Source organism: Roseiconus nitratireducens, from assembly GCF_008629675.1.
Taxonomy (GTDB): Bacteria; Planctomycetota; Planctomycetia; order Pirellulales; family Pirellulaceae; genus Stieleria; species Stieleria nitratireducens.
On the sequence record NZ_VWOX01000008.1, the window covers coordinates 124,940 to 141,304 of the forward strand.

12 protein-coding genes are annotated in these 16,365 nt (G+C 58.9%); 11 read left to right on the forward strand and 1 reads right to left on the reverse strand.

What is annotated here, in order from left to right; translation table 11 throughout:
* Positions 1-356: 356 nt before the first annotated feature.
* The 6 genes from FYK55_RS15185 to FYK55_RS15210 all read left to right on the forward strand — a co-directional run bounded on the left by FYK55_RS15185 (position 357) and on the right by FYK55_RS15210 (position 8,057).
* Positions 357-1,163 carry a hydroxypyruvate isomerase family protein gene (locus FYK55_RS15185; protein WP_235908714.1) on the forward strand — a complete coding sequence of 269 codons (807 nt, stop codon included), beginning with the start codon at positions 357-359 and terminating at the stop codon, positions 1,161-1,163.
* 109 nt (positions 1,164-1,272) lie between these two features.
* Positions 1,273-2,613: a carbon-nitrogen hydrolase family protein gene (locus FYK55_RS15190; protein ID WP_150077292.1), complete on the forward strand. Its 1,341-nt coding sequence runs from the start codon at positions 1,273-1,275 to the stop codon at positions 2,611-2,613.
* 191 nt (positions 2,614-2,804) lie between these two features.
* Positions 2,805-3,326 carry a transposase gene (locus tag FYK55_RS15195; RefSeq protein WP_150077293.1) on the forward strand — a complete coding sequence of 174 codons (522 nt, stop codon included), beginning with the start codon at positions 2,805-2,807 and terminating at the stop codon, positions 3,324-3,326.
* A gap of 415 nt (positions 3,327-3,741) precedes the next feature.
* A complete protein-coding gene (locus FYK55_RS15200) occupies positions 3,742-4,677 on the forward strand; it encodes a hypothetical protein (protein WP_150077294.1) in 936 nt (311 codons plus the stop codon).
* Positions 4,678-5,092: 415 nt separating this feature from the next.
* Entirely contained in the window at positions 5,093-6,556 is a 1,464-nt protein-coding gene (locus FYK55_RS15205) for a PQQ-binding-like beta-propeller repeat protein (protein ID WP_161604525.1), read from the forward strand.
* A gap of 100 nt (positions 6,557-6,656) precedes the next feature.
* Positions 6,657-8,057 (forward strand): sialidase family protein, encoded by a 1,401-nt coding sequence (locus tag FYK55_RS15210; RefSeq protein ID WP_150077296.1) that lies wholly within the window; start codon positions 6,657-6,659, stop codon positions 8,055-8,057.
* 250 nt (positions 8,058-8,307) lie between these two features.
* On the opposite strand, the gene FYK55_RS15215 is transcribed toward FYK55_RS15210, so the two are convergent.
* Complete coding sequence (locus FYK55_RS15215; protein WP_161604526.1) at positions 8,308-9,045, reverse strand: class I SAM-dependent methyltransferase; 738 nt, start codon at positions 9,043-9,045, stop codon at positions 8,308-8,310.
* A 433-nt stretch (positions 9,046-9,478) separates the two neighbouring features.
* On the opposite strand from FYK55_RS15215, the gene FYK55_RS15220 reads away from it, so the two are divergent.
* The 5 genes from FYK55_RS15220 to FYK55_RS15240 all read left to right on the forward strand — a co-directional run bounded on the left by FYK55_RS15220 (position 9,479) and on the right by FYK55_RS15240 (position 16,183).
* Complete coding sequence (locus tag FYK55_RS15220; RefSeq protein WP_150077298.1) at positions 9,479-9,658, forward strand: hypothetical protein; 180 nt, start codon at positions 9,479-9,481, stop codon at positions 9,656-9,658.
* 197 nt (positions 9,659-9,855) lie between these two features.
* Positions 9,856-11,460 (forward strand): tetratricopeptide repeat protein, encoded by a 1,605-nt coding sequence (locus tag FYK55_RS15225; protein WP_235908715.1) that lies wholly within the window; start codon positions 9,856-9,858, stop codon positions 11,458-11,460.
* A gap of 219 nt (positions 11,461-11,679) precedes the next feature.
* On the forward strand, positions 11,680-12,951 hold the full coding sequence (locus FYK55_RS15230) for a DUF1559 domain-containing protein (RefSeq protein ID WP_150077300.1): 1,272 nt from the start codon (positions 11,680-11,682) through the stop codon (positions 12,949-12,951).
* Between the two features lie 418 nt (positions 12,952-13,369).
* A complete protein-coding gene (locus FYK55_RS15235; RefSeq protein ID WP_150077301.1) occupies positions 13,370-14,641 on the forward strand; it encodes a DUF1559 domain-containing protein in 1,272 nt (423 codons plus the stop codon).
* Between the two features lie 543 nt (positions 14,642-15,184).
* Entirely contained in the window at positions 15,185-16,183 is a 999-nt protein-coding gene (locus FYK55_RS15240) for an SGNH/GDSL hydrolase family protein (protein WP_161604527.1), read from the forward strand.
* Positions 16,184-16,365: the final 182 nt, after the last annotated feature.

A 16,365-nucleotide genomic window follows, 5' to 3' on the forward strand; every position in this document is an offset into this window, starting at 1 on the left:
CATCTCAGCAATTCACTCCCACGCAAGTCCGAACAATCTTCACCCGCCCGCTCGCGGGCGGGTGAAGTGCCTTTGCATAACATTGACCGCTAGATGCACCATTAGACTACGTTAAACGCTGGCAGGCAGCCTGTCGAACCCGACCGACACCAGCTTCGCAGCTCCTGCTCTCAATTGCGAGCGTCCCTCCCGCACAGGCGGGTCAAGCAAAACCGCACGACCACGAATCGAGAACGCCCACCATGAGACGACGTGACTTTTTTGCTTTGACCGGAAGCTTCGCCGGAAGCTCGTTACTTGCCTCACCAAGCATCGCTCAGCCCAATTCAGGCGTCGACACTTCCGAACCCTTTTCGATGAATTTCGCACCCCACTTTGGGATGTTTGCCAAGACGGCCGGAAAAGATCTGTTGGACCAGCTCCGCTTCGCCGCCGACCACGGCTTCCGCGCCTGGGAAGACAACGCGATGAAGGATCGAAGCATCGAAGAACAACGGCGAATCGCCCAAGAGATGGAGCGTCTGGAAATGAGGATGGGCGTCATCTCGGCACTTCGCGGAGTGTGGAATGCGGTGAACTTCGCGGGCGACGACTCGGAGGTGCGTGACGGCATCGTGGCGGCCATGGGCAACGTGGTTGAGACGGCGAAACGCGTCAACGCGACCTACTTGACCGTCGTCCCCGGTCTCCGAGACCCAAAGTTGCCGCTCGCTTACCAGACCGCCAATTGCGTCGAACTCCTCAAACGCTGCTGTGATGCCGTCGAGCCGCATGGCTTGGTCATGGTGCTCGAACCGCTGAACACCAAGACAAATCATCCGGGAGTGCTGCTGTCGGAATCGCCTCACGCCTACCAGCTTTGCCGGGCCGTCGGACGTCCATCTTGCAAGATCCTGTTTGACATTTATCACCAACAGATCACCGAGGGCAATCTGATTCCCAACATCGATCGATGTTGGGAACAGATCGCCTATTTCCAATGCGGTGACAACCCGGGACGCAAGGAACCGGGGACCGGCGAGATCCATTACCGGAACGTCTTCGCCCACATCGCCGAAAAAGGCTATCGGGGAATCATGGGGATGGAGCACGGAAATTCGATGCCCGGCCCGGAGGGCGAACGTGCCGTAATCGAAGCGTACCGCGCGGTGGATCCTGTTTGACGGATGTCGGATGCCGTCCCAACAGGTTGATTCCAACGCGTGCCGCCCAGGACGATGTTCCAGCACGCATCCATTTGCCACCGCCTTTCCAATACGGAGACTCGTCGAGATGAAATGGGGATTGCTGTTTGCTGCGACGGTGTTTTGTCAGTCGGCCGCGGTTGCCGCCCACATCAAAGCTCCGCCGGGATGGACCGCCGTGTCACCTCGCGAGGAGATTCGGCCGCAGTTCGCGTGGGAACCGGGTGAAGCATCCGCGGATGGTTTGCTGATCATCCAGGCCGACGATCGCCAGGGCTTGTCGGGGTCTTGGAACAAAACCCTCCCCATTCAGGGCGGAACAACGTACCGCTTTGCAGTGAACCGAAAGACAGACGGCATTGAGCTGCCCCGAAGGACGGCGATTGCCCGGATCATTTGGTTGAACGACGCCGGACAGAAAGTCCGACGCGCTCGGCCGAGCGATCTTTCGTATCGAAGCGGGGAACGCCCCCGCGCCGAGCCCGAGTTTCCGACCGTGACATCATCCGAGGACGGCTGGGACCAACTGGAAGGCGTCTATGAGTCGCCACCCGATGCCACCCAGGCAACGATCGAACTGCATTTCCGCTGGGGTGCTCCCGGCTCATCGGTGCGCTGGACGCTCCCCACACTGACCGCTGCCGAAACTCGACCGCCCCGTCCGGTTCGCTTGGCAACGGTTCACTTGCGTCCGACCGAAGGCAAAACCCCCAAGGAAAAACGCGAGCAGTTTGCCCCGCTGATTGCGAAAGCGGCCCAGCAGGACGCTGATTTGATCGTGCTACCGGAAACGTTGACGTACTACGGATCCGGTGGCACGTACGCCGATGCGGCCGAACCGATTCCGGGGCCGACGAGCGACTACTTCGCCCAGTTGGCAAAGCAGCACGACACCTACATCGTCGCCGGCCTGCTCGAACGCGATCGGCACCTGATCTACAACGTCGCGGTGCTGCTGGGGCCCGAGGGTGAATTGATCGGGAAATACCGCAAGGTCGCTTTACCAAGGGGCGAAATCGAAGGCGGGATCATGCCGGGACATGAATACCCGGTGTTCAACACCCGCTTCGGCAAGGTCGGCATGATGGTTTGCTACGACGGCTTCTTTCCCGAAGTGGCCCGTGAACTCTCCAACCGCGGCGCCGAGGTCATTGCCTGGCCGGTCTGGGGATGCAACCCGCTGCTGGCCGCCGCTCGCGCTTGCGAAAACCACGTGTGCCTGGTTTCGAGCACCTACACCGATGTCAGCGCCGACTGGATGTTGTCGGCAATCTATAGCCGCAGCGGGAAAGTGTTGGCCCGCGCCGAGACCTGGGGAACCGTTGCGATCGCCGAGGTCGATTTGAATCAGCCCCTGCACTGGCAAAGTCTGGGAGACTTTCGATCCCAAATCCCGGCCCACCGTCCCGTGCTGGACCCCGTCGAATGATTGACGCCACGCAACAACAAGGAATCACCGGCGGCTAGCCCCGCTCACAAGACCGCCCTCTGTCATCGGCAAGGCGCTCAGAAGACCGCCTCGTGTCAGCGGCAAGGCGCTAGCCGCCGGTCTTACCAGCAGCACCTGCCCTCACGATTCCCACCAATGACCGAACAAGTGCAATAACCCAGGAGTTGCCGATGGCCAATCCAGTCAGCGGCAAGGCGCTAGCCGCCGGTCCGATGAACAGCGACCCCTTCACGCTCTTCATCACTTGGACGACCTATGGCACCTGGCTGCCGGGTGATTACCGCGGATGGCGAAAACGGAAAACCGGCGAGCAACCGCCACAGCCGTTGTTAGCGGATTGGTGTCGCAATCGGCTCAAGGAACCTGCAGTATTCCTGGATCCTCGCCAGCGAATCGCGGTTAACGACCGGATCCGACAGCATGCTGCCATTCGCAACTGGGAATTGCACGCCGTTTCCGTTCGGTCCAATCACGTGCACGTTGTCGTCACCGCTTGCGTCACCCCCAAACGCGTGCGAGATCAATTCAAGGCGAATGCAACCACCGCATTGCGACGAATGCGAGACCCCATGACGCGGCAACGCGTCTGGACGAAAGGGGGAGACATCATCTTGATTGACCGGGATGATGATCTGCAGCGAGCAGTGACGTACGTCATGGAAGCTCAAGACCGAATGGACCGCGGCAAGTGACATTCACGCCACTTCACCGGCGGCTAGCGCCTTGCCGCTCACAACACCGCCCCCGGGTCAGCGGCACGACGTTCACAAGACCGACCCCGGTCAGCGGCGAGGCGCTCAGAAGACCGCCTCCTGTCAGCGGCAAGGCGCTAGCCGCCGGTCTTACAAGCGACACCTGGACCTCACGATTCCCACCAATGACCGCCCCCGATCAGCGGCGCGCGCCACATGCCGGTCCGACCTCCGCAAACGCCTTGCGTCTCAGGGACTGCTCTTGCAGGTCGACTCGGTCGGATGTTTCACGCTGGGTTTCACCGGTTCGCTTGCGACCAGCGCGGAGAAAATGCTAGGAATGCCGGCAACTCCAACGGGTCCTGTTTGCACACCCGGAGCAGGCTCAGCTCCGATTGAACTTGCATTTTCCGCCATGCGCGCCGCTATCTTTTCCATCCTGTTGCTGGTTTCCCGTTCGCTCCACGCCGCGGACGACCCCGCGCTCGTTTCTCAGCGCCTGACGAATCCGCCCCGCCCCACCATGCCGGCGATCGATCAGCAGCAGGCCGAAGAAATCGAACTGCAACGTTTTAAAAAGCAGGCATTGCAAAACGTTTCCATCGGGGGCGGTGCGATCTTCGAGTTCGACGACCGGACGTTGAACCAGTCGTTTCTGGAACTGTCTGTCGGAACGGGGATTCCGCTGGGCGGGTTTGATTCGATCCTGGGAATCGAACCGCGCGTTCGCGTCGACTGGATCGACGCCATCGATTCACTGGACGTTCCCGAATCGCTGTACGACTTTCAGTGCCAATTCTTTTACCGCCGCCCGATCCGTCAGCGGCTGTCGTTCTTGACCGTCGTGTCTCCTTCCTACCGCAGTGATTTGACGACAAGTGAGGACGCCGTTCGCGTGTTTGCCCTGGCGTTGTTGAATTGGGAATGCGTCCCGCAGCGGCTGACGCTGTCCGCCGGAGCCGTCGCGTTGGGGCGCGCGGACCTTCCGGTGCTGCCGGCTTTTGGGGTGGTTTGGACGCCGACGCCGCGCAGCAAACTTGATCTGCGATTTCCACTCGCCCGCTGCTGCTATCGTCTTGCAAAAGATGGCGGGCGGAGCGAAATCTGGGCCTACGCATCCGGCGGGCTGGGCGGCAACACATGGTCCGTGACGCGGGCAAACGGCCAGCCGGACGAACTCTCGCTCCGGGACTACCGGCTGCTGATGGGCGTCGAGCGATTGGTCGACGGAGGCGGCCGCTGCTTCGCCGAAACCGGCATCGCGTTGGGACGACGTCTGGAATACGAGCGTGACGACCAAGACATCGATTTCGGCGACGCCTTCTTGATCCAGGCCGGCTGGCGCTACTGACGGCACAGCCGGCGGCCGAACATCCGATCCGAGAACGCCGCAGCGGGCGTCGCGTAAGGAGCCAGGAACCGGTTTGCTGGACAGCGCCACTTTGGGTGATCCGCGTGGCGCTAACCGCGGGTCTTCTCGCCTCCACCGGCGGCCAGCGTCGTGCCGCCCTTTGCACTGCAAATCACCGTGTTTTGGTTTGAAGGTGTTTGTTTAAAGGTGGCGATGTCCTGCTAATTCAAATCCGCCCGCTGTTCTTGATCGAGGATGATCGCCAGCTCTCGCAGCAAGGCCCCACATTCTGATGGAAACAAGACTCGGAAGGTGCAATTCTGTGCGACCCGCGGGGCAGTTTAGTAAGATTCTTTGCGCCAGGATCTTTGGCACATCACGCTCCCCCCACCATGGCGCTATCGGATTTCTAATCATGCTGACGAGAGTTGTTCTGGCTGGCTGTCTCGCTCTGCCGGCCGTTTTCTCTGCTCACGCCGACTGGCCTCAGTGGCGCGGCCCAAATCGACTGGGAGCCATCGAGTCCGATGAATTGGTTGCATCCTTGCCACGCGATGGCCTGGAACCCGAGTGGAGGTTCGATGGGTTGCCGGGCGGGAATTCCGGCGGTTGGGGATCGCCCGTGATCAGCGATGGCAAGGTCTTTGTGTATGCCCACACCAAAGAAAAAACCGCCGATCCGGGCGAGAAGAAGTACCCTTGGCTGTCACCCGAGAATCGCACCGGAATGAGCGATGCCGAATACGAGGCCTATGAGGAAAAGCGCCGGGCCGAAGATCGACGGCGGGCCAACGCGTTTCAGTTCGAACAGCGGCTGGTGTGCCTGGATTTGGAAACGGGAGAACTCGCCTGGGAGCAGAAATCATCTGGCGACTACACCCGTTTCACCCAGTCCGGAACTCCATGCGTCGCCGAAGGCAAGGTCTTGATTCTTGGATCGGGGCGCATCGCCTGTTGCTACGACGCGACGACGGGTGAACTGCTTTGGCAACAGCGTTTGCCGGGCGAGTTCAACGACGAGTTCTTCGCCAGCTCCTTTGCGGTTCACGACCGCGTCGCTTTGATCGCATGCGGTCCGCTCTTCGCTCTGTCGCTCAGCGACGGAGAGATCCTGTGGAACGGCCAGGCGGAAGCGGATTTCCCGTCGCACAGCAGCCCAGCCGTTTGGCAGCACGGTCAACACTCCGTCGCCGTCTGCAACACCGCCGGCGGACGGACGGTCGGCTACTCGCTGGCCGACGGCCGGCTATTGTGGGAGCTAAAGACGGGTGTTGAGCGGAGCTCTCCGATTGTCGCAGGAGACATCCTGCTGACCTACGGCGGATCCCGCAAAAATGGGTTGACCGCGTTCCAGCTGAACACCGACGCCGCACCGAAGCAGCTCTGGCAGTTTCGCGGCGCGGCAGACTCGGGGTCGACTCCGGTTGTTTCCAAGGGCAACGTTTTTGTTCAAGGCGAGAAGCGTTTAGCAAAGGTCGCGTTGGACGACGGTGACCGCATTTGGCAGACCACCCTGCGGATTTCCACGCCCAAGTACACGTCGCCGATCGTGGTCGGCGATCAACTGCTCTTTGCCTGGGAGGGCGTGTTGGCGTTTGCGGCCGACTCGAAAGACGATCAAAAGCTGTACGAAGCCAAAATCGATTCCGACGGTCGCTTGATCACGGAAACGGACTTGCGGGAAAAGCTGCAAATGGACGCCTTGGAGCAGGAAGAGGATGGCCGTGCGAAGGCTGAGAAGGTCTGGCAGAAGAATGCGATCCTTTCCGGTCCGTTGCGCTGCAGCACTCCGGCATTCAGCCGGGGACGTTTGGTCATTCGACTCAATGACGCACTCGTGTGCTACGACCTTCGCAAGGACGACGCCGAATCGAATTAGACGCGAATGAGGCTGGTGGTTTGCGACACCGGCCACACCCCACCCATGACTCCAGTCGCGACGCCGACAGCCCCCGCCGTCGGCAAGAAAATGAATCATCATGCAGAAACAACTTGAGCACATCCGCCGCATGGCCGCTACTTTCATTGCTTGCGGCCTGATCACCAGCTGGCTGTTCGGAGCGGCTGGAAGTCTTCTCGCCCAAACCGTGGACCCGGAATCCGTGCTGGGCGACACAACGATGCCGTCCTCCGATGACGTGTCGCAAACTTTTCCTTATGGAATCACCGGCAAGACGCCGCCGTCCTTGACCAAGATCAATTTCCAGGGACAGCCGCCTTACCACAAGCATCGCATCAATCTGAGACTTTTTCAGGGCTGCCCCCAGGTGGAGATCTCCGAGGGCGGCAGACTTTGGGCGACTTGGTTCGGATCCAACGTCCAAGCCGAACGCGCGCCGTACCACAAGGATCAATTCTCGGTCATCTCGACCTCGGCGGACGACGGCAAGACTTGGAAAGAAGTCTTTGTCTTTGACCCCAGTGAGCTTCTCGGCGGAGGCGCCTCCGACCCGATGCTGTGGAAAGATCCCCAGGGAAACATTCGTTTCATCGGCCTCAGGAACATCGACTTCAAAGGCAAAGACGAATTTGCCACCTCGGCGTGGGAGTTCACCATGGTGGACCCGGAGAACGAGCACACCGCCTGGACCGAACCGCGACTGCTGGGAAACAAGAACATTTCCGTCATGAAGCCACTGGTCTTTCCTGACGGGACGATCATGCGTTCGATGGACGACTTCAAACTTGTCGGACAACCTGACAAGGTGAGAATCCGCTTTCTGAAGGAAGACGTTGACGGCAAGCCAATCTTCGTTTCCGAATTTCCGGTCGATAATGACGCGGTCTTTGCGGAGCAGATGCCCATCCTCAGAAGAGACGGCAGTCTGTTCACCTTCTACCGCGCCAGGAAAGGACAAAAGTTCGCCGAATCGTTTGATGGCGGCAAATCATGGAAGCTGGGCGGATACTACCCGATGCAGTTTTCGATCAACACCAAATGCATTCTCAAGACACTTCCATCGGGAAGGGTGTTGCTTGTCGCAAACGATGTCCAAATGAAAGAGGAAAGCGGCAAGAAAGAATACTACTTCACCGACGAGCACGGCAACGAACGCGAGCTCACGAAGCACAAGACGACTCGCACGCGCATGACGGCTTTCTTGAGCGAAGACGATGGCAAGACGTTTCCACACCGAATGCTTTTGTGTGACGACGGCCAAATCAGTTACCCTTCGGCAACGCTCGGTAAAGACGGTTCCATCTACATCGTCTACGACCAAGGGCGTGGCGTCATCGGCCAGCACACTATCTTTTTGTCCAAGATCACCGAACAGGACATCCTTTCAGGCAAACCTGTCAACAAAGACAGCTTCCTGAACAACATCGTCAGCCGCCCCGGCGACCAAGGCGGCGGGCGCCGCGAAGGCGACAGCATCTAGCATCGAGATCGACAGTTCCGCATTCGAACAAACCAACTCCATCCGCCCCGCATCCGTCGTTGCGACCATTCGGATCATCGGCTCGAACTTGCAGGGATTAACTGAACAGCGTTACTTTCAGCCAAAAGCAGCGTGATTCGCAGTGCAATGAGCGGCAAGGCGATAGCCGCCGATTGAGGCGAGAAAACCCGCGGCTAGCGGCACGCGGCTCACCCAACGTGGCTCACCCAACGTGGCGTTGTCCAGCGATTCAAGGTTTCAAAAGCTCGAACACCATCACATTGCTGGCCCGGTGACGATCGACGCTTCGCTGCTGCCAATCCGCACGCAACGTTTCTGTGAGCTCCGGGCAGAATCTTGCGTTCGCCTGTTCAAACTTTTCGATCCAATACGAATGAGGTTGCTCGTTGACATGATCCGTTCCGCCCTGACCCGGGGTTGCTGCGGTGATCACCATCCACCGCGAAGAGTACCCGGCCAGAAGACGGATGTATCGATCGGCGCAGTCCTCGGGCAGGTGTTCAGCAACTTCGGTGCTCAATACCAAACCGAATTCTCCAAGGTCTCGCGGGGGTGCACCCTCGATGTCGAATTCATGCACCTCGAGCCCCTTCTCATGACAGATCTTGATCGCCGCCTGTGAGTACTCCAACCCGATCGTCCGAACCCCGTTGGCACGCAGGGCTGCCATCACCGCACCGCTGCCGCAACCGACATCCAAAACGGAATCGACGGAAAAATGCTCGACCAGTGAATCGGCGATTCCAGAAGCCGAAACAAGCATCGCCCGATCCTGGCGTCGGTAGTACACCTCGTCGTATAGCTCGTTGTGGGAAGCGGTCCGCTCGAGCCGAACTTTCGCGGCAAGCAACTGCCGAGAGAAGAAGTTGTGACCGCCGAAGACGTAGCCATGCAATGCATCGGGAAAGAAACGACGCCAGACCGACTTCATCGATTTGTAAACGATTCCCATCGCGATCCCTTGCATGCTTCGGATTGAGGGCACAGCCGGATGCTCGGACCACCGTAATTGACCCGCTTCCCTTTTGGATGACAAGCGACGCCGTTGCTTCTGGCAGACAACACGCCGCTGATTCCTCCAAAAGAGACTTTGATGCGCGTCGCCCCACCCCTGCCGGGATCGCCCTCGATCCGCCCCTGGGCGTCTCGGCCGTGTCGGTGATTCGTCGGAGGAACCGAGGCACTGACCGGGTGACATGCGAAAGCACCAATACTGTCCCGCGTCGAGCCGTTGGCGGAAGCCCAAGATGCGACCGCGGAGAGAGCCGCAGCGGGCCTATCGACCGAGGCCGTTTGAGGAGCAAATTGAGCTCGAGCTACTTGCGTGGCGGGCCGAGTTGAGAAAGAATATCGCGTTCCTGCTGATTTGCCCCCCTTTCTTCCACGAACGAGCAATTGCAATGTCACGTTTGGTCGGCTCAGTCATGTTTGCTTTCAGCCTTTTCGTCCTTTCGATTTCCGTCGTCGGCTGCGGCTCTGAGAACGAAGTCATCGAAGACACTCGGACGGACGCCGAGATCCAACAAGAAATGGAAGATTACGAAGAGCAAATGAACGCAGTTGAGGAAATCCAGCAGTAGTCGGCCATCGCTGATGGTTGCGTAAAACGCATGGCGCTTTGATGGCTAGACGCAAGAATCGATTGCACACAGCCCGTCAAGCGCCAACGAATCCGGAGGTCGCCTCGGCGGACACGGCAATTCCAAATCGCTTTTCTTTTGCGATTCTCCTAGCGAGCATTTGTGGGCTCGCTTTTTTTCTGCGCTTCATCCACGTCTTGCAGACGATTGAAGTCCCGACACTGATTCGGTTGTTGGGGGACGCCAGGGGGTACTTTGACTGGGCCGTCAGAATCAGCGACGGCAATTGGTATGGCACCGAGACCTTCTACCAGGCTCCGCTGTACCCCTATTTCCTGGCCGTCCTGATCAAGATCTTCGGCCCCAGCGTCACCGGGATCCGGTTGGTTCAGATGATACTGGGCGTTGCCGGCGTCGCCTTGATCGGACTGACGGGTCGGAAACTGTTTTCCGAGAAAGTCGGCTTGGTTTCCGCACTCATGCTGGCCGCCTATCCGCCGGCCATCTACTACGACGGCATCATTCAAAAAGCCGCCCTGGCGACTTTCCTGTTGTGCCTCGTGCTCACTGCCTGCGCTTATCTGCAAAAGGACCCACGCTGGTGGCACGCCGTGTTGGCGGGGGTCTCCCTGGGCATGCTGGTGCTGACGCGAGAGAATGCGTTGCTGTGGACCCCGATCATTCCGCTTTGGATCTTGCTGGGGCTGCGCGACGCGAAATGGCGCCGATGGACACTGGTCGGTTGTTACGCGGGTGGCCTTGCCGTGATCCTGCTGCCCGTCGCGGCGCGAAACGCGTCACTTGGCGGCGAGTGGTCGCCAACCACCTTTCAAGCGGGCCCCAATTTCTACATCGGCAACAACCGACAAGCCAACGGCATCTACGTGCCCTTGATTCCCGGTCGCGGAACACCGATGTACGAACGGGCCGATGCGGAACGTTTGGCCGAACAAACGGTGGGCCACGAACTATCCGCTCGCGAAGTCTCCAAGTTTTGGATGTCGCGCGCCTGGGAAGACATCCGACAGGCTCCGGGCCGCTGGGTGCAACTGATGGTCGCAAAGACGTTCATGGTCTTCAATCGCTACGAAGTACCCGATGTCGAAAGCATGTACATCTTTCGCGAGTACTCCGGCCCGTTGAAGTTGAGCCGAATTTGGCACTTTGGCACGCTGTGCCCGCTGGGGATTTGGGGACTGATCGCGACTCGGAGAAACTGGCGACAGCTGTGGCTATTCTACCTGCTCCTGGTAACGATGATCGCCGCGGTGGTGCTGTTTTTTATCCTAGGTCGATACCGCAACCCGATCGCGATTCTGCTCATCCCGTTTGCCGCGGCCGGTGTCGCCGACCTGATCGCCTGCGTGAGAGAGCGGCGACGATTGATCAGCGCTGCGGTGGTCCTGCTGCTGTCCGGCATCTTTTGCAATATCCACGTTCACGAAGAACGCTCACTGCAAGCCAGCTGCTACATGAACATGGGGATCTCCGCCTGCAAGGCGGGCGACCTTCCAGCTGGGATCCGGATGTTGCAGCATGCCATTGACGAGTTTCCGGAAATGGCCGAAGGCTACGTCAATCTTGGCCGGGCCTACATGATGAACCGACAGCCCGATCTTGCCGCCCAATGCTTCCAGAATGCCCTGATCCTGGATCCCCGCCTGATGGGCATCCACTACCAGCTTGGTGAGGCGCTGGAGTACTCCGGCAAGCGTCAGCAGGCGATCGAGCAGTACCAGCGGGCTTTAACAATTAACCCCGCGGATGCACGAGCCGCCGAGGCATTGAACCGGCTCCAATGAGACACCGGGCAAGTGGACAAAACTAGCCCTGTAGAACCAACTCGAGACCACCCCCTCGAGTGAACTACACGGCCCCACCCGAGTGAGCATTCCCGGACGAAATTGAGGTTTTTTCTCTCCCGCTTAAAACCGGTCCATGGGTATCCTAATAGCGTTCTAGTGGCGGGTTTCCGCTCTCAATTTGACGTATTGATGTTTATCTATTCTCAGGAGTCTCACATGCAAAGAGTTCGTTCGTCGCGACCTGGTTTCACATTGGTGGAGCTGCTGGTCGTCATCGCCATCATTGGCATCCTCGTGGGCCTGCTGCTGCCGGCTGTCCAGGCGGCTCGCGAAGCTGCTCGGCGAATGTCCTGCAGCAACAATTTCAAACAGATCGGGCTTGCGATTCACAACTATCACAGCTCCTACAAGCAGTTGCCACAAAACGGCACCGGAAGCGCGCGCCGGGCATCGACGCCTGACCCCACCAACGACTGCAACCGACTGTTTCTGAGCTGGTTGGTTCCGATCCTTCCCTACATGGAACAGCAAGGTCTGTGGGAACAAATCGCAAACCCCAGCCGCGAGACGGCCAACGGTGGAACTCCGGCAGGGACCGGCGGTGTTTGGCAGGCGATGGGTCCTTGCCCCTGGCAAACGACCTACATCCCCTGGGTGACGCAAGTCCCCGGTTTCCGTTGCCCCAGTGACCCGGCCAAGTCTCAGGCTGCCGGTCAACTCGCTCGAACGAACTACGCATGTTCGCTCGGCGACGCGGTGGACCAGGCTCACAACGGCGGCGTCAATGACTTCGGGCAATTTGGCAACAACGATGCCGCGGCCTTCAATGAAAACTGGGCCGTGGAACGTGCCCGTGCCGCCCAGCGTGGATTCTTCTGGAATCGCAATGCGATGAAGTTCCGCGACGTTCTGGATGGACTTTCCAACACCGTTGCCGCAGCTGAAGTTTGTACTTCGGGCGGCAAGCGTGAAGTCAAAGCGGACTTCGTCCGGAACATCCAGATGCGGGCTCCTGGTGCGAACAACAACACCATCTTGCAACCGTCTCTGTGTAAGGCAGGCGCTCACATTGATCCGCAGCGCCCCGCGTTTTACGACGAAACGGCAACCGTCAGTGGATCGTTGTCGCAAGCCAAGCACTCTCGTTGGGCGGATTCGCGGGCCTACTACACCGCGTTCCACACCATTCTTCCACCCAACAATGCCAACTGCGTGGACGCCAACAACGACGGGAACCATCCCGGTGTGATCTCGACCGCGGGTAGCCGCCACTCAGGAGGTGCTCACGTGCTGATGGGCGACGGTGCCGTGGTCTTCATCACCGAAAGCATTGATGGCGGTGATGCGACGAAGCCGACGGTGTGTGTCCAGCGTTCCGACGTGGTCGGTGTCGCTTCTGTCCCTGGAACGGCAAGCCCGTATGGGTTGTGGGGTGCGTTAGGCACACGCGACGCATCGGAAACCATCCAGGAATCGTTTAACCAGTAAGGTTGACCACCAACCGTCTCAGGTTGGAAGCAACCCTTCGATATTTGCGACCTCGCCCGCTATCTGCGGGCGAGGTTTTTTTTGGCATGCCCCAAACGAAGCCTCGACTCTGTCGTCCGGGACGGCTGTCGACGCCCGTGCGAACCGGGGCGAATAGCCTTCAGGGCTCCCGCATGGAGGCCGTGCACTTCTGTTCACTGACCTACGGGGGGCATGTTAGCGCAGGAGCTTGTGACAATGCGGCGATGCTAAAGAAAAGTCGTCCTTTAAACGCCGTCCGAATACCCGGTTGAGCATTGCCGGACGAAATTGAGGTATTTTGTCTCCCATTTGAGACCGATTAAAGGGTACCCTAATTGCCTTCTAGTGGCGGATTCCCGCTCACTATTTGTTGCCTCGCTATTCTTAGGAGTCTCACATGCAAAGAGCTCGCTCGTCACGACCTGGTTTCACACTGGTGGAGCTGCTGGTCGTCATCGCCATCATCGGCATTCTCGTTGGCCTGCTGCTGCCGGCTGTTCAGGCGGCTCGCGAAGCTGCTCGGCGAATGTCCTGCAGCAACAATTTCAAGCAAATTGGGCTTGCGATTCATAACTATCACAGCTCGTACAAGCAGTTGCCGATTAACGGCACGGGGAGTCAGCGATCGCCCTCGACCCCCAACCCAACCAACGACTGCAATCGACTGTTTCTGAGTTGGCTGGTCCCGATTCTGCCCTACATGGAACAGCAAGGGCTGTGGGAACAAATCGCCAACCCCAGCCAGGCAACGGCCAACGGTGGAACCCCGGCAGCGACAGGCGGTGTTTGGCAGCCGATGGGTCCTTGCCCCTGGCAAACGACCTACATTCCCTGGGTGACGCAGGTACCCGGTTTCCGTTGCCCCAGTGACCCCGCCAAGTCTCAGGCTGCCGGTCAACTCGCTCGAACGAACTACGCGTGTTCGCTCGGCGATGCCGTTGACCGATCGAACAATGGCGGTGTCAATGACTTTGGACAATTTGGCAACAACGACGCATCGGCCTTCAACGAGAACTGGGCCGTGGAACGTGCCCGTGCCGCTCAGCGTGGATTCTTCTGGAATCGCAATGCGATGAAGTTCCGCGACATTCTGGATGGACTTTCCAATACCGTGGCTGCCGGTGAAGTTTGTACTTCGGGCGGTAAGCGTGAGGTCAAAGCGGACTTCGTGCGAAACATCCAGATGCGGGCTCCTGGTGCCAACAACAACACCATCTTGCAGCCGTCTCTGTGTAAGTCAGGCGCTCACATTGATCCGGAGCGCCCGGCGTTTTATGACGAAACGGCAACCGTCAGTGGATCGTTGTCGCAAGCCAAGCATTCGCGTTGGGCGGATTCGCGGGCCTACTACACCGCGTTCCACACCATCCTTCCACCCAACAATGCGAATTGCGTGGATGCCAACAACGACGGGAACCACTCCGGCGTGATTTCAACCGCGGGTAGCCGCCACTCCGGTGGCGCTCACGTGCTGATGGGTGATGGTGCCGTGGTCTTCGTCACGGAAAGCATCGACGGCGGTGATCCCACGCTGCCGACGGTGTGTGTCCAACGTTCCGACGTGGTCGGTGTCGCTTCTGTTCCCGGAACGGCAAGTCCCTACGGGTTGTGGGGTGCCTTGGGCACACGCGACGCCTCGGAAACCATCCAGGAATCGTTTAACCAGTAAGGTTGACCGCCAACCGCCAGGTTGGAAGCAACCCTTCGATATTCGCGACCTCGCCCGCTATCTGTGGGCGAGGTTTTTTTTGGCATGTCCCCAACCCAAGTCTCCCTTCCCCCGTACGGACTCGTGGTAGCGGGAAGGCAGACATTCGCAAACAACGTTCACTCTTCCGTTCGTGCAGCTTTGCTTCACCCTCCCTCCGGGAGGGTCGCGGAGGAGCTTGCGACGACGCGGGGAGGGCACGTCCGAAGTCATTGATTTCACCAGTTGTTCAAGACGCCCACCCAAGGCTCGTGCCTCGCCTTTGACCCTCCCGGAGAGCGGGTGAATTTCAGAAAAGCACGTCTTTGTCTGGCGCGGAAGACTGCACGACCTCCGAGCGGGAGGATGAGGCAAAACGGCACGACGCTCCGCGTCCCAAATTCAGTATCATGAGTTCCTCCGCACCCGATTCGAATCCGTTGCATGCCATCGACTGCTTCCGCTAACCAGACGCCCCAGAGCACCCCTTCGCGCCGTGCAGTCCCGCTCCGGCGAAGGATCCTGTTGAGCGCAATCACCGTCTTACTGTTTTTTGGCTCGATTGAACTCTTGCTCCGGCTGTCGGGATTCCGAGCCAATTTGAACGTCGAGAGGATGGCGTTCACCTTTCCGATCGATGACTACAACAAAAGTGCGCCTCAACCGTTCCTCGTTCGCGACGACACCTTGTTTTGGCGACCGCGGGCCGGCGTGATGGACCACAATTCGCACGGCTTCTACGGCCCCGAGTTCAACGTGGAGAAGCAGCCGGGCGTGTTCCGAATCGTCTGTCTGGGAGATTCGTGCACACACTTCGGCCCCGATTCCTATCCAGACATGCTGCGAGTGTATCTGGACGAAATGGCCCCCGGTCAGTTTGAGGTCATCAATGCTGGGGTGATCGGATACACATCCTTTCAGGGGCGACGCCTACTGGAATCCGAAGTCCTGAATTGGTCCCCCGATCTCGTGACCGTGTACTTCGGATGGAACGATCATTGGCTTGCCCGCGGAAGGCAAGACAAGAATCAGAACGCGGAAACGTCTGCGGTGGTCGATGCGCTGCGAGAACTTCGTGTTGTCCAGCTGACGGCGTTCGCCTTGGGAGGGGTGACGAGCGACGACCGGAACGTGATGCGAGTGGAACCCGACGACTATCGCCAGAATCTTGCCCGCATCTGCCAAGAATGCGAATCGCGTGACGTCGCCGTCTGGTACTTCACGGCTCCACACGCATTCGACCTCGGCATTCCGCCGTATCTGACTCAGTCAGGGGAAGTTGCGGACGCAGGCTCGCTGGTTCCGTTGCACCAAAGCTACAACCAGATCGTCCGCGAAGTGGCAAACGCGTGTGGCGCCCCACTCGTTGACTTGGCAAGTGAAATGGATGGAATGAACAAGCAGCAGCTTTTCATCGATGATCACATCCACCTGTCCCAAGGTGGCAAACTGTACGTCACCAAAAGAATCATTCAGATGCTCGAGTCGACCGGTACCTTGGCGGACGATCCAAACATTCAGTAGCCCGCGAAACAGGGCGCGGCGAGGCATGAACTTGGCGTTTCAAACTGTGACCGAGAAATCCTCGCGACGGCAGCAACGCGACTTGCACCGGTTTTCAAACAGAGCGACTTCGGAAGCACAATTCGCCCGATATTTCAAACTCGCCGCACCCCCCCGCAGCAGCGGTGCAACGATTTCGGCAG

Bases quoted from the DNA above. Each gene is read 5' to 3' on its own strand.
- FYK55_RS15185 (WP_235908714.1), top strand. From the start codon at position 357: ATGAATTTCGCACCCCACTTTGGGATGTTTGCCAAGACGGCCGGAAAA.
- FYK55_RS15190 (WP_150077292.1), top strand. From the start codon at position 1,273: ATGAAATGGGGATTGCTGTTTGCTGCGACGGTGTTTTGTCAGTCGGCC.
- FYK55_RS15195 (WP_150077293.1), top strand. From the start codon at position 2,805: ATGGCCAATCCAGTCAGCGGCAAGGCGCTAGCCGCCGGTCCGATGAAC.
- FYK55_RS15200 (WP_150077294.1), top strand. From the start codon at position 3,742: ATGCGCGCCGCTATCTTTTCCATCCTGTTGCTGGTTTCCCGTTCGCTC.
- FYK55_RS15205 (WP_161604525.1), top strand. From the start codon at position 5,093: ATGCTGACGAGAGTTGTTCTGGCTGGCTGTCTCGCTCTGCCGGCCGTT.
- FYK55_RS15210 (WP_150077296.1), top strand. From the start codon at position 6,657: ATGCAGAAACAACTTGAGCACATCCGCCGCATGGCCGCTACTTTCATT.
- FYK55_RS15215 (WP_161604526.1), bottom strand. From the start codon at position 9,045: ATGCAAGGGATCGCGATGGGAATCGTTTACAAATCGATGAAGTCGGTC.
- FYK55_RS15220 (WP_150077298.1), top strand. From the start codon at position 9,479: ATGTCACGTTTGGTCGGCTCAGTCATGTTTGCTTTCAGCCTTTTCGTC.
- FYK55_RS15230 (WP_150077300.1), top strand. From the start codon at position 11,680: ATGCAAAGAGTTCGTTCGTCGCGACCTGGTTTCACATTGGTGGAGCTG.
- FYK55_RS15235 (WP_150077301.1), top strand. From the start codon at position 13,370: ATGCAAAGAGCTCGCTCGTCACGACCTGGTTTCACACTGGTGGAGCTG.